The sequence below is a fragment of the Gilliamella sp. CG25 genome (assembly GCF_046635705.1).
GTDB lineage: Bacteria > Pseudomonadota > Gammaproteobacteria > Enterobacterales > Orbaceae > Gilliamella > Gilliamella apicola_I.
Window position 1 is genome coordinate 137885 of the sequence record NZ_JBIDFJ010000003.1, and the last position, 17276, is coordinate 155160.

Consider the following 17276-nt stretch of genomic DNA (forward strand, 5'->3'; position numbering starts at 1 on the left):
AATCATTCAGCTTAGGATTAACCTAAACTGATCTGCACATCAACACCGGCAGCAAGATCTAGGCGCATTAAAGCATCAACTGTTTTTTCAGTTGGCTCAACAATATCAACTAGACGTTTATGAGTACGAATCTCATATTGATCACGCGCGTCTTTATTAACGTGCGGAGAAATCAATACGGTGAAACGCTCTTTGCGTGTCGGTAATGGAATAGGACCACGAACTTGCGCACCAGTGCGCTTCGCAGTTTCTACAATTTCAGCAGTTGATTGATCAATCAAACGATGATCAAACGCTTTTAACCGGATACGGATTCTTTGGTTCGACATGAGACCAGAGCTCCACTATTTAAAAGTTATAACAAAAGACTACTCCTCTTACCCTGTTTCGATTGACAGGAGAGTGTAATCCGTTCTTTTCGTAACCCCCAGATCGGGAGTATTGTTGATATAATTCAATATTATTAAATAAGGATTATATCTTCATACGCATTTGCTTATTAAAAATTCAACAAACAAAGTGGCGATGATTATACGTAAATTATTAACTAATGCAAGAAATAATTAATAATAGATGCTTTATTAATCAGCTTAAAAATAATGATAAACCCTTTTTATTGATTAAATTTCAAGCTAATCAAACAAGTTGTAGTGATTACTTAAGAAAATGATGATAATGAGGAATCTGTCGCCATGAAGTGATGGCGACAAGGCTAATGATCTTCTTTGGCATGATTAAGACTATATCTTGGAATTTCAACTTCAAGATCTTCATCGGCAACACGAGCCTGACAACTTAGCCGACTATGTGGTTCAACGCCCCACGCTTTATCTAACATATCATCTTCTTGTTCATCACTCTCTTCAAGTGAGTCAAAACCTTTACGGACAATACAATGGCAAGTTGAACAAGCACATGACATTTCACAAGCATGCTCAATTTCAATATCGTTACGTAAAGCGACTTCTAAAATAGATTCACCTTCTTGCGCTTCAACCGTTTTCCCTTCAGGGCAAAGTTCAGCATTTGGTAAAAATGTAATTTTTGGCATAATAATCTCGTTAGTTAAATATCATCAACTTTATGACCGGTTAAAGCTTGACGAATGGATCTATCCATACGCTTAGCCGCAAAATCCTGCGTCACGTTATCAACAATTTTAATTTGCTTTTCAATGTCGTATATATCATTGGATTCGCTTACCGCTTGTAAACGATGTTTAGCATTTAAAATTTGATTAAGCTGATGCTCATTCAATAAGTCAGCATCTTTATCTAATGCATTTTGTAAGCTTTCAAGGACTCTTGCTGCTTCAACTTTTTGTTCAGCAAGCATTCTAGTTTGCTTATCTTGTTGAGCGTAATTGATGGAATCTTGAATCATAGTTGCAATTTCTTTATCAGTTAGCCCATAAGATGGCTTAACTTGTATTGCGGCTTCAACACCTGTTGATTTTTCCATTGCCGTTACGCTTAGCAATCCATCAGCATCCACTTGGAAAGTGACACGAATATGTGCGCCACCAGCAGGCATTGGCGGAATGCCACGCAAGATAAATTGCGCCAACGATCGACAATCGGCTACATTTTCACGTTCACCTTGTAAAACATGAATCATCATAGCGGTCTGACCATCTTTAAACGTTGTAAATTCTTGCGCCCTTGCACAAGGAATCGTACTATTACGAGGAATGATTTTTTCAACCAATTCGCCCATTGTTTCGATGCCTAAAGATAAGGGAATTACATCAAGCAACAACATATCGGAATCGGGTTTATTACCCACTAAAATATCCGCTTGAATGGCTGCCCCAATAGCGACGACTTTATCTGGATCGATAGAAGTTAAAGGTTTTGTTTTGAAATAATTACCGACCGATTCACGCACAAACGGAATTCGGGTAGATCCCCCCACCATGACCACTTCAACAATTTCATCGATATCAATATCAGCATCTTTTAATGCACGCCGACAAACAGCTAAGGTTCGTTTAACTAGCGGTTCAATAAGTTGTTCAAATTGATGTCGGGTTATAGTTAAGACCTGATTATCAAATGTTATCGTGACAGAATCTTGATGGCTGAGTGCAATTTTAATGTCAACCGCTTGATGAATCATTCTCTGATTCAACTGTGCATCATGATGATCAATCAACCCTAATTCGTTTTTAATATACTCCGCAAGTAAACGATCGAAGTCATCACCACCAAGAGCAGAATCTCCCCCTGTTGAAAGGACTTCAAAAACGCCTTTATGCAAACGCAGAATAGAGATATCAAAAGTCCCACCACCTAAATCATATACAGCAATGATGCCTTCTTTTCCAGAATCAAGGCCATAAGCGATAGCTGCAGCAGTAGGTTCATTCAACAAACGTAAAACGTGTAAACCAGCTAATTTAGCAGCATCTTTTGTTGCCTGTCGTTGAGCATCATCAAAATAGGCGGGAACGGTGATGACGACACCATCGATTTCAGCATTTAAACTCGCTTTAGCCCGATCTGCTAGAGCAATCAAGATTTCAGCAGACACTTGTATAGGATTAACTTGCTGATTCGGTAAATTTAGTAATGGCACACCATTTTCTGTCATGGATAATGGATAAGGAAAATGAGATGTGTCTATATCAGAAAGACGTCTTCCCATTAATCGCTTAACTGAACTTACTGTATTTTTTGGATCAGAAGTAGCACTGTTTTTAGCATTTTTACCAATTGTGATAATCGTATTATCATCATGATCAACACCATAATGTACAACTGAAGGCAATAAAAAATCGCCTTCTAAATCTGGCAGGACTTCAGATTTACCGCTTCGAACGGTTGCAACTAGTGAGTTGGTCGTACCCAAATCAATGCCAACCGCAATCCGACGTTGATGTGGTTCTGGTGTTTGACCTGGTTCACTAATTTGTAATAATGCCATTTAACTTATCTCTACTTGATGTGTTATTTATCTTAAATTATAAAGCATATTGCTTTTCTTGTAACTTTTCGATCTGTTCTATTAATCGAGTAAGATAACGAATCTTGTAGATTTGATTTAGAGCGGATTGCCAATCTTGTTGCGATATATTGTTCAACAATTGATTATAAATATCTTTTTTGCGGCCTGATATTTCAGATCCAAAGCTATCTAATAGTTCAAAGTTTGACTGACTTTCAATATCATCTAGCTTTTCACGCAAAACAAATTGCTCCATTAAAAAATCTGCATCATGAATAATATGTTGTTCCGTTGCCACATCAAAGCCTTGCAAAGATAGGAAATATTCAGCTGCTTTTATAGGATTTTTTAATACTTGATAAGCATCATTAATCATGGCTGATTTTTGAATAATCGCCATTTTTTCACTATCCGATGCCGTTGCAAAATTATCAGGGTGATACTGTCTTTGTAATTGTTGATATTGTAATGTTAACTGCTGAGTATCGACAGGTAATTGAATAGGTAGATGAAATAACTCAAAATAATTATTCACGCTTGATGCCTCAGTTAAACATTAAAGCTTTCGCCACAACCACACTCATTATGCGCATTAGGATTATTGAATTTAAAACCTTCATTCAATCCTTCTTTAACAAAATCAAGTTCAGTGCCATCAATATAGACTAAGCTTTTTTTATCCACGATAACTTTGACATTTTTGTCTTCAAATACACTGTCATCGTCATTAATCGTATCAGCAAACTCTAAAACATAAGCCATACCCGAACAACCAGATGTTTTAACGCCTAATCTTAGACCGATGCCTTTTCCACGATTAGTTAAAAAAGCTTGAACACGATCAGCGGCACTTGTGGTTAATGTAATAGCCATTAACTTTGCCCTTTTTTAGTCTTATAGTCATCAATTGCCGCTTTGATTGCATCTTCAGCTAAAATTGAACAGTGAATTTTAACTGGCGGTAAAGCGAGTTCTTTAGCAATATCCGTATTTTTTATTGCTTGTGCTTCATCTAAAGATTTACCTTTAATCCATTCGGTAACTAACGAACTTGAAGCAATTGCGCTCCCACAGCCATAAGTTTTAAATTTCGCGTCTTCAATAATGCCATCATCATTCACTTTAATTTGAAGCCGCATGACATCGCCACAGGCTGGTGCACCAACCATACCACTACCAACATTCGGATCGTTTTGATCGAACGATCCGACATTGCGAGGGTTTTCGTAATGATCGACTACTTTTTCACTGTATGCCATAATTTACTCCTAATTTTAATGGGCTGACCATTTTATTTTCGATAAATCAACACCATCTTTAAACATTTCCCAAAGCGGAGATAAGTTTCTTAATTTATCAATAGAGTTTTTGATTAACTCAATAACATAATCCACTTCTTCTTCAGTACTAAATCGACCTAGTGAAAAACGGATTGAGCTATGTGCTAATTCATCATTAAGACCTAGTGCCCGCAATACATAAGAAGGTTCTAAACTCGCTGACGTACAGGCTGAGCCAGAAGATACAGCCAAATCTTTTAATGCCATCATTAACGATTCACCTTCAATATAAGCAAAACTGACATTTAAAATATTTGGTGCACTGTGTTCTAAAGATCCATTTAGATAAACTTCTTCTATATCTTTTAAACCGTTCCATAACCGATTTTTGAGTGCCAATAGACGTGGCATTTCAGTAGCCATTTCTTCTTTTGCTATCCGATATGCTTCACCCATACCAACAATTTGGTGCACAGGTAGCGTTCCAGAGCGCATACCTCGTTCATGACCACCACCATGCATTTGGGCTTCGATACGAACACGAGGTTTACGTCTTACATATAGCCCACCGATACCTTTTGGACCATAAATTTTATGACCTGAAAAAGACATCAAGTCTACTTTCAATTTGGTTACATCAATCGGTAATTTACCAACAGCTTGAGTTGCATCCACGTGGAAAACAATGCCTCTTTCACGACACATTTCACCAATTTTTTCGATATCTTGTATGACGCCTGTCTCATTATTGACATGCATGATAGACACCACTGTCGTATCACTACGCATAGCCGCTGCGAGTTTGTTTAAATCTAATATTCCATCAGATTCAGGCGCTAAATACGTTACTTCATAACCTTCTCGTTCTAGTTGGCGACAAGTATCAAGCACGGCTTTATGTTCAGTTTTACACGTAATAATATGTTTACCTTTAGCTTGATTAAAGTGTGCTGCACCTTTAATGGCTAAATTGTCCGCTTCAGTCGCGCCTGAAGTAAAAACGATTTCTCGTGAATCGGCACCGATAAGATCGGCTATTTGATTTCGTGCAATATCAACCGCTTCTTCTGCTTGCCAACCAAATTTATGCGAACGAGATGCGGGGTTACCGAAAATACCATCCAGGGTTAGATACTGCATCATTTTTTCAGCAACTCTAGGATCGACAGGCGTTGTTGCTGCATAATCCATATAAATAGGTAGTTTCATTAAATACTCCCAATGACAAAATCTGTGTGCAAATTTTATTGCTTAATTTATTGATATTAGATTGCTTTGTCGACTAGCCACTTCTTTAACTTCTTTATTATTGACTAACTCGCTTAAAGTGATACTTGTTAAAAACTCATCGATACGTTCACTTAGGTCATTCCACAACGTGTGAGTTAAACATCTCACACCACCTTGACATCCATCATGACCATAACATTTTGTTGCGTGAACCGTTTCATCGACGGCTTTAACAATTGAACTAATCGCAATTTGATCCATGCTTCGACTAAGCACATAGCCACCACCCGGCCCCCGAACACTAGAGACCAAACCATGTTTACGTAAACGGGCAAATAGTTGTTCAAGATAGGAAAGTGAGATTTGTTGACGTTCTGAGATATCTGCAAGTGATACAGGCCCTAAACCAGAATGTAATGCAATATCCAACATTGCAGTTACTGCATATCTCCCTTTTGATGTCAATTTCATTATTTATTCCCCTTTATATATGGAAGGTATTTTATATATCCTTCAATTTTAGTCAAGTATTTAGTTGACTATTTTAGTGGGAATTAAACCTTAAGTTCTTTCATCGACGAACAATGGTGAAATATGCTAATCTAGTAAACTAATTTGATATAGGAGTTGAGCAATGAAATCACTATTAAAGTGTATTTTAATAATAGGATTACTCTTTACTAAAAGTGCAATCGCGGTTAATACGCAGCAAGATTTACGAGCTAATTACAAAAAATGGCTTAACTCATATCAATCACTCAATCTTGATGAACAAACTGCTCTTTTAAAAGAGCTAAAAGATTACCCACTGTATCCTTATGCTGCAGTACAATATTTTCAAAAAAATATCAAAACGGTTTCCCCAGATATGGTGAGCAATTTTGTCACTCAGTATAGTAAATTTCCGTTAACAGCATCATTAAGTCAATCTTTCTTATCAGAATTGACCAATCGTCAAGATTGGGCTGCTATTGTTGACTTTCCTAAAGATAACTCAATTCAATCTAACTGCCGTTATCAATACGCTTTGTTACAACAGGGTAATCAATCTGTTATAGAGACAGTAGAATCATTGTGGCTAACAGGAAAAGAATTACCTTCTGCCTGTGATCCTCTTCTTAATGCATGGAAAGATGCTGGAAAACAAACAAACAATATCATTTTGTTACGAATTGAACTTGCCATAGAAGCGAATAATTTAAAATTAGCACGATATTTAATCAATTTATTAGATAATGACTATAAAACAACCAAAAGTAATTTATATGCTTTATTAGATAATCCGAAAAAATTAGAGGATTTCTCTAAAAATATCAAAACCAGCAATTTTACTAAAAAAATTGTATTGGCTTCTTTTCCTCGAGTAGTTAAAGCGGATATGAATTTTGCGCAAATACTATTGCCAAAACTGGTACAGCAGCAACATCTAAGCGAAACCGAACTCATTGCATTACAAAAAAATTTAGCAAACAGATTTTTCAGTGATTCTGCGACAAATGAGCAAATTAAATGGCGTGATGATTACATTTCCAAGTATCATGATACAACGTTAGTTGAAAAACGCATTCGTGTTGCGATTGATGAAAATAATTATAAAGATATTGCTTATTGGTTATCACAATTAACACCCGAAGATAAATTAAAAGAAGAATGGCAATATTGGCAAGCTCGCGTCTATTTAGACCAAAACAAAAAAAATGAAGCCAATACCATTTTGAAAAAATTATCGGCTAATCGTGGATTTTATGGCATGGTCAGCGCTCAATTGCTTAAGCAAAAATATTCTCTTAACAACCAATCCAGAAAAATTACGCAAGCCGAGATAGCAAATTTAAAATCTAAGTATGATAATCAAACTGTTATAAAACGAATTAAAGAATTACGTTTCTGGAAGAAGTTAACAGAATCAACACGCGAATGGCGCTTTATGTTGAATAATCACGTTGAAAATAATGAATATTTAGATTTAGCTCAATATGCTTATCATAGAGGTTGGGGAGATCTTAGTATCCAAGCAACAATATCTGGAAAACTTTGGAATAATTGGACAGAGCGCTTACCTATTATGTATGAAGATATATATAAACAGGCATTAAAAGGTAAAGAGATATCTCTTTCTTATGCGCTGGCTATATCTCGTCAAGAGAGCGCTTTTGATGCCACGATACAATCACCAGCTGGGGCAAAAGGTTTAATGCAATTAATGCCGGCGACAGCAAAAGAAACAGCAAAAAAAGTTAGCTCAATTAGTTATACATCAACATCTCAGCTATCTGATCCCATGACAAACATAGAATTAGGGACATATTTTCTTAATAATGTTTATCAACAAAATGCTAAAAATCGTATTTTGGCGTCAGCAGCCTATAATGCTGGACCAAGTCGAGTTAAACGATGGTTAAATAATAGTGATGGTAAACTTGATGCAGTAGCTTTTATTGAAAGTATTCCTTTTACTGAAACACGTAATTATGTTAAAAATGTTTTAGTTTATGATTATATTTATCAAAATTTGTTAGGTCAAAAAAGGCATAATATTTTTACCGCAAACGAATTTAATAGAACCTATTAATGGTGGGCATTATGAAAACTCAAGAATGGAAACAAACAGTTGAAATATTACACCAAGCATTTAATGATGGTTATTCACTGGATATATTTAAACTGCTGCTAACCGCAGATGAACGTGATGCTTTAATTACCCGAGTGAAAATAATTCACTCTTTACTTGATGGTTCAATAAATCAAAGACAGCTTAAAGAACAATTAGGTATTGGTATTGCCACTGTCACACGTGGATCAAACAGTTTGAAAGAAGCATCACCAGAATTTAGACAATGGTTAGAAAAAACATTGTTAAATTGATTATAATGCTAGGTTATTACAATTAGTCACAAGATTGAATACAGATAACAACTTAGAATTACTGCGAATTTTTCTTTAGAAGAACTTCATTTTCTGTTGCAACTGGCACACAATAATCGCATTCCATACGTTGGATATCTTTTGCCGTTTCAACCGTATTTTTATCACGGTTATGGTGAATTTCGATTAAACATCCAGAACGTAAATGAACTTTTAAAGCTGGCATCGCAGCTAAATGCACCTGAGAAATAAAATCTTTAAAGTTTTCTGGTGTGCCAATATATTTGAAACAAAGATACAGACCACCTTCGCTAACAAACTGTTCAATATACTCAAGATGATTATTGTGTTCTAACGCTATAGTATAAAGTAACTCTTGTTCATTAGCATTTTCTTTACTTTTCAAGATACGGTTAAAAGCATAAATTTTATCCGGCAGAATTTCATTTTTATGGGTATAACGAGAAAGATAATTGTGAAAAAATTGCCCTCGCAACTTATTTTCTTCCTCTAATAATTTACTTAAATTACAGTTATTTTTATAAGTAATACCCCAAAATGTCTGTTTTGGCATATTAACGAATTTGGGTTCGGGTAATGTAAGCTGAGTTTTATTAAGTTCAATTGCTGGCGTTAATCCTGTCGGATCCCAAAATTCAGCGCGTCGATAACTTGCTGGGGTTTCATTGAACTGTTTTTTAAAAGAACGGGTAAATGTTTGCTGAGAATCAAAACGATATTGCATGGCAATATCTAAAATCGGCTTACTCGTCATTCGTAAAGAAAGTGCAGCATAAGTTAACCTACGATGACGAATGTAAGTACCAAGTACCTGACCGGTTACTTCTTTAAACATACGTTGTAAATGCCACTTTGAATAACCTGATTTTTGAGCAACATGATCAATAGACAAAGGCTGCTCCAGATTTTTTTCAATCCAAACGATAAGATCTGAAATAATGCTGACTTGATTCATAAAACCCCATCATAAAGTGAACTGGCAGACATCATGCGATTATGACTTAATCTTAGCAATAAGCAAGATTTAAATCCAAATTATTTAGTTTTTCTTAACAAAAAGAGTGTGTTCCTGCTTGATGCTCAGTCACATCTTTTACGCCTGCAAGTTCAGGAAATTCCATTAATAATTGTTTTTCAATTCCTTCTTTCAACGTATAATCAACCATTGAACAACCGTTACAGCCCCCCCCAAATTGAAGGACAACATAATTGTCTTCTGTTAATTCAATTAAACTTACCATACCGCCATGACTAGCAAGTTGAGGATTAATTTGAGTTTGAATCGTATAATTGACGCGTTCAATTAAAGGTGCATCATCGCTGACTTTTCTCATTTTGGAATTTGGCGCTTTTAACGTCAATTGCGAACCCAATTCATCAGTAACATAATCGATAACGGTTTCTTCTAAAAATGGTGCACTCATTTCATCAATGTATACCGAAAAATCTGCAAACTTTTCTTCTATATCACTATCTTCTACAGTATCAGCAGGACAATAAGAAACACCACACTCTGCACTTGGCGTACCAGGATTCATGACAAAGACACGAATTTGTGTATCTTGTGGTTGATTGGCTAGTAGTTTTTTGAAATGTTGCTGAGCTGATTCAGAAATGGTAATAATAGACATAACCCCTCACTTTTGATGCAATTAGGTAATAAACTAGCTAATTGATTTGTTGTAATAGTTGACTAACTATGTTGGTTATTATAGGGACTGTTTACAATTTTACAATACTGTGCGACATAAACAAATCACTTGAATATTCATTGCCCCGCATTTTTTTAGCTGCTGACTAACAGCATTTATTGTATTTCCCGTAGTGACAATATCATCAATAAGCATCACCGATTTTTGAGAAAGATTTTTTCGACATTCATAAAGTGTTTCTACATTTTGTTTACGTTCTTTTAATGAAAGCTTTTTCTGATCTATTGCTCGTTGATGTCGATAGAGTAAATGAGGATAAAAATCACAATTTAACCATTTCGCTATCACTTTTGCCAACAATTCTGCTTGATTAAATCCTCTTGACCAATAACGTATATGATGTAATGGAACGCAAGTGACTAAATCCGGTTTTATGATTTCATTTGCAAGTCGTTTTTTATACCATGTTAAAAACATTAATCTTGCCAGTGCCAATGTCAGTTCCGTTTTATGATAAAACTTTAATTGCTGAATTAATTTTTTTAACGGATTAATGTATTCGCTAGTCGCAATTAATGTATCCCAATAGGGTTTATTTTCAAGACAACGATAACAAATCTGAGTGGATAAAGAATGCGGTAAACTACATTGCGGACATACCTTGTTTAATTTCGGTATGTTTTTTGAACATTGATAACAAATTCCATGATGTGCCAAATATAATGGCATATTGCATAAGAAGCAACGCATAATTCTCCAACTTTAAAAATAATGTCATCCAAAAATTTAAAACAATCATTTAATAAAGGATAAAACGTCAATACTAAGAGTTTGTTTTCAGACCATCGCATATCGTTAAAAAAATACTTTTTTCAGCCATAAAAATAGTACTCAAATGCAAAAACTTACTTATAATATCTTGTTTAACATGTTGAAAAATATTAAATAAACAATAACTCGAACTATTTCACAAAATTTTTTTGTATTTTGCACAATTGTTATTTAAATAAATTTTATATTCGGTATAATCAACAAACAAATGGACTAAGGAACAAATATAATGAATAAAATCAGATCATTAATCATCACATTGTGCTTAATTTTACTTTCACCCATTGCATTAGCAGATACAAAAGTATTGTTGCAAACCAGTATGGGGGATATTGAAATTGAATTAGACAATGAGCATGCACCAATTACAACCAAAAACTTTCTTGATTATGTTAAAAGTGGTTTCTATGAAAACACCACTTTTCATCGTGTGATCCCTAATTTTATGATTCAAGGTGGTGGAGCAGACGGTGAATTAAAATTTAAAGAAACAAATGCCCCAATTAAAAACGAAGCAGATAATGGATTAAAAAATGTGCGTGGTACGATCGCAATGGCAAGAACCGGAGTCATCGATAGTGCAACGAGCCAATTTTTTATTAATGTCGTCGATAATCATTTTCTCAACCACGATCCATCCAAAGATTATGGTTACGCAGTATTTGGAAAAGTGATAAAAGGAATGGATATTGTTGATAAAATTGTCAATGTGCCAACTAAACGGATGGGCCCCCATCAAAATGTACCGATTGAGCCAATTTATATTAAAAAAGCAATTATCATAACAGAATAAATGATTTTATTTATTCTACTTCATTTATTCAAAAGAACTGTCTTAACAATTTAAGACAGTTCAGTTTGACTATATTTTTAATTAATTCTATTTGTTTTTATTTTATATTATCGTCGTAAGCTTTTATTATCACAAGCTTCATCTATACCAAGACTACAGGCTTTCTTAAAGTACTTAATGGCTAACGGTCTATTTTTTTCTACTCCTTCACCATAGTAATACATGACACCTAAATTATTTAACGCTTCTGGCGAATCTTGCTCCACTGCTTTCTTATACCAAAACACTGCTGTTTCTTTATTTTTTTCGACACCTTCCCCTTCATCATACATAATCGCTAAATTATATTGAGCATCAACTAAACCTTGTTCGGCAGCTTTTGTATACCAATAAACAGCTTTTTGATCATCTTCTTCAACACCTTCACCTTCATCATACATTAGTGCTAAATAATATTGTGCCTGATCAAATCCTTGTTCTGCTGATTTAGTTACCCAATATAATACTTTATCCAAATCTTCCTCAACGCCCAAACCTTCCTCATAAGCTTGAGCCAAATAAAATTGAGCTTTCTTATCACCTTGTTCGGCTTCTTTTTGGCAAGTATCAAAAGCTTTATCATACTCTTTTGCATTCCAATATTTTTCACACTCGCCAGCGTAGGTTGTACTTGAAAACAATACTGTTAACAAAATAAAAAATACTTTTTTCATAACTTTCCTTATATCTCTAAATTATAAATATTTGACAAATTTTAAACTCTGCCTATTGTAGGAAAAAAATTTAAATTAGCAATAACAAAAATTATTAAGAATTATTAAACTAATCGGTTTTAATAAATAGATATTACATCCCTTAACAATGAATCATGCTTTTTTTAATTTACTCAATAAGTGAGCAATAGTTCTGACCCCAACTCCTGTTGCTCCCGTTGCCCATAATGCAGTTGCACTTTTACGGAAAGTGGCTGAGCAGTCGATATGTAACCAGTTTTGCTGATAATTTTTAATAAAATGTGATAAAAATGCCGCAGCAGTACTTGCCCCTGCTGTATTAGGTAATCCAGAATTGGACATGTCTGCAAATGATGAAGGGAATTGAGAGCGATGAAATTCGGCTAACGGTAAACGCCAAAATGCTTCATGTTCAATATCGCTACTTGCCAATAACAATTGAGCAAATTTATCATCAAATGAAAGTAGTGATTGATAATCATTACCCACCGCAATTTTAGCTGCACCCGTCAATGTTGCACAATCGATAATATAATGTGGTTTATCATTATCGGCACAAATTAACCCATCGGCTAACACTAAACGCCCTTCAGCATCGGTATTATCAATTTCAACTGTTTTACCATTACGATAACAAATAATATCCCCGAGTTTAAAAGCGCTACCACTCACTAAGTTATCTGCACAACATAGATAAAGTTTAATACGGTGATTTATGCCTCGTGCAATAGCAAGCGCTAATGCACCAGCGACTAGCGCTGCTCCGCCCATATCTGAGCGCATCGACTCCATAAAACTACTTGGTTTTAAACTATAACCACCAGAATCAAATGTGATCCCTTTACCCACTAAACAAGCAGTAATCGGTGTTGTTGGATTTTTACCCGGATTATAATCAAGTTCAAGTAGCGCTGCCGGTCTATCTGAGCCTTTACCAACAGTATAGATCCCCATATAATCATGCTCTTTTAATGCTTCGCCTGAAATAATTTTGTATGTTACGTCTGTCGAATATTGACTGATGAGTTTGGCACTTTGCGTAGCTAATTCAAGTGGGCTCAATGTTTCCGCTTGCTGGTTAACAATATCTCGACACCAATCAATAATGGCCAGACGATGTGTTAATTCTGCTTTATCTTTGCTATCCAGCTTTGCCCAAGTGACTTTATTGTTGTTTTTTGCATTACGATAACCCAACCAAAAATGCCAACAAGCTTCTAAATCCCATCCTTGACCACTAAGTTTAACCGATTTAATACCTTGATTATCGAGTTTACGCCCTGCACGTTGAATTGCCCCTAAACGATGCTCAGTTTTATAATGAATGGTAATTGATTCATCTGAAAAACTCAGTAGTGCATCTTTACCCCATTGCGAGGGTGCAGGTTTTTCAGAAAGTAAAATAGATAACATCGACATAAGCAGAACTCCAATTATTGATAAAAATAAAACAATGGCTTAATTCTAATCAGAAACATGCTAATATAGCAAGCAGGTTAAGAATAAATAAGGATTCGTTATGACATCTGCTGTACCAATAAAAAATGGAATTAATTTTCGTGATTTAGGTGGAATTAAAACACAAGATGGACGTCAAATACGTAAAGGAAAATTATATCGTGCAGGTGAATTTTCACGTATTAGCGAACAAGAAAAAGACTTCTTAGCGAATGAATTAAAATTACACTACATTTTAGACTATCGAGATCCGAACGAAATCAATCGCTATCCCGACAATTTATGGCGTAATGCCAACTATATTAATGTTCCGGCAAATCCATTAAGTGATGAAGTGACAGCCAGTTTAACCTCAGAAATTGAAGATGATATTTTTACCATTAAAAAAACGTCACCCTTTGATTTTATGATCAAACTTTATCAATTATTACCTTTCAATAATCCTGCTTATCAAAAACTCACTGACATTTTATTAAATGGTAATGGGCAGCCCTTAGTTCAGCATTGTGCTGTCGGCAAGGATAGAACGGGCATTGGTGTCGCTTTAACACTGTTTGCATTAGGCGTGAGTGAAGACGTTGTCATGCAAGACTATCTACTTACCGAACAATTATTAAAAGATTTTCGTGACACCATTCTTAATCAGAATAAAAACCAATTAACGGCAACCGAACTTGAAAATCAAAAAGTGATTTTTGCTGCTAAAGAAGCGTACCTAACCGCCGCAATAACGGCAATTAAACAGCGTTATCAGACTATTGATAATTGGTTAGCTCAGGAATATCAATTAGATAATAACAAAAGAAAGGTACTTCAAGACCTTTATCTAATTTAGACAATATCAACGATATAGATAGTTAATCTATACTTAAATAATAATCACATCAACGATGTTATCGATTGAAATGTGAAGTCATAAAATAGCAATGTGAGGAAATAAAAATGTTAACCGATCAAATGGTCAAAAAGCTTAATGAGCAATTAAATTTAGAGTTTTACTCTTCAAATCTGTACCTACAAATGAGTGCTTGGTGTGATGACCAAAATTTTCCATCTTTCGGAAAGTTTTTAAGAGATCATGCGGGTGAAGAACGCCAACATATGGAGCGTTTATTTGATTATGTTTTAGATTGTGGCTCCTTAGCTTTAATTGGCAAAATTGAAGCCCCTGAATCACAATATCCTTCTTTACTTGAATTATTTAAAGTGGCTTATCAGCACGAACTTAAAATTACCAAAGCAATTAATGCGCTAGTTGATTATGCGTTAACACAGAAAGATTTTTCGACATTTAACTTTTTACAATGGTATGTTTCTGAACAACATGAAGAAGAAAAACTCTTCAAAAGCATTGTCGATAAACTAGAATTAGTCGGTGAAAATAAGCGTGACCTATTCTTTATGGATAAAGATTTTAACAAAACGTTAAGTGAATCAGGTTTATTAACGACCAACGAATAATTAATACAACATGTTAATCTGCTTCATTTTTTGATGTGGCAGATTAGCGTCTTTAACGTTGTAAGATAAACCTTGTTATCGGCACACTACTATTGACCGCCAAATGGACATCATCAATCTGCTGATATTGATAATAAAAATGACTTGCAAAAGGAGCATGAATCAATTGGTGATTAAGGTCAATTTTCACAGATTTCATTTGCCAAACACCTTTCGCATACAGCTTTAAAGCAGACTCTTTTAACGTCCATAATTGCCAAAAAGCCGATAATGTATCGGTTTGCGCTATCATCCATTGATATTCATCATCATCAAAAAAGTTTTCTGCTACTTTTAAATAGTGTTTACGCTGGCGAGCCAGTTCAATATCTAAACCTACTTTACCGTTTAAAGATATCGCGACAGCTACCCTATCTTGGCTATGGCTGATATTAAAATCAGGAAGAGTTCGATCTAAAAAACATGGGCGACTATTTTCACCGATTACGATTGTTGGCAAGGTAGAGCAATGGCAATACTGATTAAGCAAATCTGCTAATATCGAACGACAGATTAAAAACTGTTTTTTACGTTGCCCATTCATCTGATTGGCATCGTTGATAATTTGCTCTGATAACAACGCATAATTAATTGTCGCCGTATTTAAATTGGCTAGTTGGACGATTAGCATAATTGAAAAGCCAGTATTCATAAAAATTATTTTTTACTATTTTAACAGCATGCTATGCTAACTGTTATTAAAATTTCTCAGATAGCTAAGGATACATCATGTCATTACAAACCAAATTAGTGAATGCTGGTCGCAAAAAACGCTATACCCAAGGCGCTGTAAATTCGGTAATTCAGCGTGCTTCTTCATTAGTCTTCGACACTGTCGCTGCAAAAAAAGAAGCAACAGAAAATCGAGCCAAAGGGGCACTATTCTATGGACGCCGAGGCACATTAACCCACTTTTCACTTCAAGATGCCATGATTGAAATTGAAGGCGGAGCCGGATGTTATCTTTATCCATGTGGTGCAGCTGCAATTGCAAATGCCATTTTAGCTTTTGTAAAAACCGGGGATCATATCCTTGTATCCGAAGCCAGCTACGAACCAACTCAAGAATTTTGTAATCATATTTTAAAGGATCTTGGCGTCGAAACCGATTACTTTTCACCTTTAGTTGGTCGCTATATCACTAACCATATTAAACCGAATACCAAAGTCGTATTTTTAGAATCGCCAAGCTCCATTACCATGGAAGTGCATGATGTACCGGCCATCGTTAAAGCGATTCGCCATGTAAATCCTGATATTATCATTATGATGGATACGACTTGGGCTGCTGGTATATTATTTAAAGCCTTAGATCATGATATTGATATCTCAATTCAGGCAGGCACAAAATATTTAATTGGTCATTCTGATGCAATGTTAGGTACCGCGGTTGCTAATGAAAGATGCTGGGATAGACTACGAGAACGTTCTTATTTAATGGGACAAATGTGCGATGCCGATACAGCTTATATGGCAGCACGAGGGTTACGCACCTTAGCTATCAGATTAAAACAACATCATGAAAGTGGATTAAAAATAGCAAAATGGTTGGCTAATCACCCGCAAGTTGCAACAGTGAATCACCCAGCATTAGAAAGTTGTAAAGGACATGAATTTTTTAAGCGTGATTTTACGGGAGCAAGTGGACTATTTTCTTTTATACTTCATGATCGCCTAAGTGATGTTCAACTTTCCGATTTTCTGGATAATTTAACCCATTTCTCTATGGCTTATTCATGGGGCGGATTTGAGTCATTAATTTTAGCCAATCAACCGGAAGAACTAGCTAAAATTAGACCTGTTTCGGGTATTAGTTTTACAGGCACACTCATCCGATTACATATCGGTCTTGAAGATCCTGAAGATTTAATTGCGGATCTTGCTGCTGGTTTAGAAAGAATCAATCAGCATAATCATAAAGCAAATGCACTACAAAGCTTAGTATAATCAGGAAAAACATGGATAA

At 35.3% G+C, this 17276-nt stretch carries 20 protein-coding genes; 6 read left to right on the forward strand and 14 right to left on the reverse strand.

Features of this window, described 5'->3' with window-relative positions; translation table 11 throughout:
• Positions 1-17: 17 nt before the first annotated feature.
• The 8 genes from rpsJ to iscR all read right to left on the reverse strand — a co-directional run bounded on the left by rpsJ (position 18) and on the right by iscR (position 5927).
• A complete protein-coding gene (rpsJ, locus tag ACGH6P_RS03600) occupies positions 18-329 on the reverse strand; it encodes a 30S ribosomal protein S10 (protein ID WP_006120582.1) in 312 nt (103 codons plus the stop codon).
• A 383-nt stretch (positions 330-712) separates the two neighbouring features.
• Complete coding sequence (gene fdx / locus ACGH6P_RS03605) at positions 713-1051, reverse strand: ISC system 2Fe-2S type ferredoxin (RefSeq protein WP_065558576.1); 339 nt, start codon at positions 1049-1051, stop codon at positions 713-715.
• A 14-nt stretch (positions 1052-1065) separates the two neighbouring features.
• A complete protein-coding gene (hscA, locus tag ACGH6P_RS03610; RefSeq protein ID WP_411596739.1) occupies positions 1066-2925 on the reverse strand; it encodes a Fe-S protein assembly chaperone HscA in 1860 nt (619 codons plus the stop codon).
• Between the two features lie 37 nt (positions 2926-2962).
• Positions 2963-3481, reverse strand: a complete 519-nt coding sequence (gene hscB / locus ACGH6P_RS03615) for a co-chaperone HscB (RefSeq protein ID WP_220216337.1) — start codon at positions 3479-3481, stop codon at positions 2963-2965.
• 14 nt (positions 3482-3495) lie between these two features.
• Positions 3496-3819 (reverse strand): iron-sulfur cluster assembly protein IscA, encoded by a 324-nt coding sequence (gene iscA / locus ACGH6P_RS03620; protein ID WP_065558573.1) that lies wholly within the window; start codon positions 3817-3819, stop codon positions 3496-3498.
• Positions 3819-4205 carry a Fe-S cluster assembly scaffold IscU gene (iscU, locus tag ACGH6P_RS03625; protein ID WP_065558572.1) on the reverse strand — a complete coding sequence of 129 codons (387 nt, stop codon included), beginning with the start codon at positions 4203-4205 and terminating at the stop codon, positions 3819-3821. Before iscU ends, iscA begins: the two co-directional genes overlap by 1 nt.
• Before the next feature lie 15 nt (positions 4206-4220).
• Entirely contained in the window at positions 4221-5435 is a 1215-nt protein-coding gene (locus tag ACGH6P_RS03630; RefSeq protein WP_065558571.1) for an IscS subfamily cysteine desulfurase, read from the reverse strand.
• Between the two features lie 42 nt (positions 5436-5477).
• Positions 5478-5927 (reverse strand): Fe-S cluster assembly transcriptional regulator IscR, encoded by a 450-nt coding sequence (gene iscR / locus ACGH6P_RS03635; protein ID WP_065558570.1) that lies wholly within the window; start codon positions 5925-5927, stop codon positions 5478-5480.
• Positions 5928-6090: 163 nt separating this feature from the next.
• On the opposite strand from iscR, the gene sltY reads away from it, so the two are divergent.
• Positions 6091-8028, forward strand: coding sequence for a murein transglycosylase (gene sltY, locus ACGH6P_RS03640; RefSeq protein ID WP_411596740.1), 1938 nt, complete (start codon positions 6091-6093; stop codon positions 8026-8028).
• An 11-nt stretch (positions 8029-8039) separates the two neighbouring features.
• Entirely contained in the window at positions 8040-8321 is a 282-nt protein-coding gene (gene trpR, locus ACGH6P_RS03645) for a trp operon repressor (protein WP_218837341.1), read from the forward strand.
• A gap of 58 nt (positions 8322-8379) precedes the next feature.
• Here the strand turns inward: trpR and robA are convergent, their stop codons facing one another.
• From robA to ACGH6P_RS03660, 3 genes are all read right to left on the reverse strand, one after another.
• Positions 8380-9297 (reverse strand): MDR efflux pump AcrAB transcriptional activator RobA, encoded by a 918-nt coding sequence (gene robA, locus ACGH6P_RS03650; protein WP_267358902.1) that lies wholly within the window; start codon positions 9295-9297, stop codon positions 8380-8382.
• A 94-nt stretch (positions 9298-9391) separates the two neighbouring features.
• On the reverse strand, positions 9392-9967 hold the full coding sequence (gene nfuA / locus ACGH6P_RS03655) for a Fe-S biogenesis protein NfuA (protein ID WP_065558691.1): 576 nt from the start codon (positions 9965-9967) through the stop codon (positions 9392-9394).
• Positions 9968-10072: 105 nt separating this feature from the next.
• The gene (locus tag ACGH6P_RS03660; RefSeq protein WP_267379649.1) at positions 10073-10744 is read right to left on the reverse strand and encodes a phosphoribosyltransferase family protein; all 672 of its coding nucleotides are present in this window, start codon (positions 10742-10744) and stop codon (positions 10073-10075) included.
• A gap of 310 nt (positions 10745-11054) precedes the next feature.
• Between ACGH6P_RS03660 and ACGH6P_RS03665 the strand changes: the two genes are divergently transcribed.
• Positions 11055-11618: a peptidylprolyl isomerase gene (locus ACGH6P_RS03665; RefSeq protein ID WP_411596741.1), complete on the forward strand. Its 564-nt coding sequence runs from the start codon at positions 11055-11057 to the stop codon at positions 11616-11618.
• A 107-nt stretch (positions 11619-11725) separates the two neighbouring features.
• On the opposite strand, the gene ACGH6P_RS03670 is transcribed toward ACGH6P_RS03665, so the two are convergent.
• Complete coding sequence (locus ACGH6P_RS03670) at positions 11726-12331, reverse strand: tetratricopeptide repeat protein (protein WP_411596742.1); 606 nt, start codon at positions 12329-12331, stop codon at positions 11726-11728.
• A gap of 153 nt (positions 12332-12484) precedes the next feature.
• Positions 12485-13777: an aminopeptidase PepB gene (gene pepB, locus ACGH6P_RS03675; protein ID WP_411596787.1), complete on the reverse strand. Its 1293-nt coding sequence runs from the start codon at positions 13775-13777 to the stop codon at positions 12485-12487.
• Positions 13778-13871: 94 nt separating this feature from the next.
• Between pepB and ACGH6P_RS03680 the strand changes: the two genes are divergently transcribed.
• Positions 13872-14645 (forward strand): tyrosine-protein phosphatase, encoded by a 774-nt coding sequence (locus ACGH6P_RS03680; RefSeq protein ID WP_267379642.1) that lies wholly within the window; start codon positions 13872-13874, stop codon positions 14643-14645.
• Positions 14646-14752: 107 nt separating this feature from the next.
• The gene (gene ftnA, locus ACGH6P_RS03685; protein ID WP_267358913.1) at positions 14753-15271 is read left to right on the forward strand and encodes a non-heme ferritin; all 519 of its coding nucleotides are present in this window, start codon (positions 14753-14755) and stop codon (positions 15269-15271) included.
• Between the two features lie 52 nt (positions 15272-15323).
• Here the strand turns inward: ftnA and ACGH6P_RS03690 are convergent, their stop codons facing one another.
• The gene (locus tag ACGH6P_RS03690) at positions 15324-15962 is read right to left on the reverse strand and encodes a 4'-phosphopantetheinyl transferase family protein (protein WP_267350285.1); all 639 of its coding nucleotides are present in this window, start codon (positions 15960-15962) and stop codon (positions 15324-15326) included.
• 77 nt (positions 15963-16039) lie between these two features.
• Between ACGH6P_RS03690 and metC the strand changes: the two genes are divergently transcribed.
• The gene (metC, locus tag ACGH6P_RS03695; protein ID WP_411596743.1) at positions 16040-17257 is read left to right on the forward strand and encodes a cystathionine beta-lyase; all 1218 of its coding nucleotides are present in this window, start codon (positions 16040-16042) and stop codon (positions 17255-17257) included.
• Positions 17258-17276: the final 19 nt, after the last annotated feature.

What these genes read in the sequence shown, in the direction of transcription:
- rpsJ (WP_006120582.1), bottom strand. Translation starts at nt 329, where the DNA reads ATGTCGAACCAAAGAATCCGTATCCGGTTAAAAGCGTTTGATCATCGT.
- fdx (WP_065558576.1), bottom strand. Translation starts at nt 1,051, where the DNA reads ATGCCAAAAATTACATTTTTACCAAATGCTGAACTTTGCCCTGAAGGG.
- hscA (WP_411596739.1), bottom strand. Translation starts at nt 2,925, where the DNA reads ATGGCATTATTACAAATTAGTGAACCAGGTCAAACACCAGAACCACAT.
- iscA (WP_065558573.1), bottom strand. Translation starts at nt 3,819, where the DNA reads ATGGCTATTACATTAACCACAAGTGCCGCTGATCGTGTTCAAGCTTTT.
- iscU (WP_065558572.1), bottom strand. Translation starts at nt 4,205, where the DNA reads ATGGCATACAGTGAAAAAGTAGTCGATCATTACGAAAACCCTCGCAAT.
- ACGH6P_RS03630 (WP_065558571.1), bottom strand. Translation starts at nt 5,435, where the DNA reads ATGAAACTACCTATTTATATGGATTATGCAGCAACAACGCCTGTCGAT.
- iscR (WP_065558570.1), bottom strand. Translation starts at nt 5,927, where the DNA reads ATGAAATTGACATCAAAAGGGAGATATGCAGTAACTGCAATGTTGGAT.
- sltY (WP_411596740.1), top strand. Translation starts at nt 6,091, where the DNA reads ATGAAATCACTATTAAAGTGTATTTTAATAATAGGATTACTCTTTACT.
- trpR (WP_218837341.1), top strand. Translation starts at nt 8,040, where the DNA reads ATGAAAACTCAAGAATGGAAACAAACAGTTGAAATATTACACCAAGCA.
- robA (WP_267358902.1), bottom strand. Translation starts at nt 9,297, where the DNA reads ATGAATCAAGTCAGCATTATTTCAGATCTTATCGTTTGGATTGAAAAA.
- ACGH6P_RS03660 (WP_267379649.1), bottom strand. Translation starts at nt 10,744, where the DNA reads ATGCGTTGCTTCTTATGCAATATGCCATTATATTTGGCACATCATGGA.
- ACGH6P_RS03665 (WP_411596741.1), top strand. Translation starts at nt 11,055, where the DNA reads ATGAATAAAATCAGATCATTAATCATCACATTGTGCTTAATTTTACTT.
- ACGH6P_RS03670 (WP_411596742.1), bottom strand. Translation starts at nt 12,331, where the DNA reads ATGAAAAAAGTATTTTTTATTTTGTTAACAGTATTGTTTTCAAGTACA.
- ACGH6P_RS03680 (WP_267379642.1), top strand. Translation starts at nt 13,872, where the DNA reads ATGACATCTGCTGTACCAATAAAAAATGGAATTAATTTTCGTGATTTA.
- ftnA (WP_267358913.1), top strand. Translation starts at nt 14,753, where the DNA reads ATGTTAACCGATCAAATGGTCAAAAAGCTTAATGAGCAATTAAATTTA.
- ACGH6P_RS03690 (WP_267350285.1), bottom strand. Translation starts at nt 15,962, where the DNA reads ATGAATACTGGCTTTTCAATTATGCTAATCGTCCAACTAGCCAATTTA.
- metC (WP_411596743.1), top strand. Translation starts at nt 16,040, where the DNA reads ATGTCATTACAAACCAAATTAGTGAATGCTGGTCGCAAAAAACGCTAT.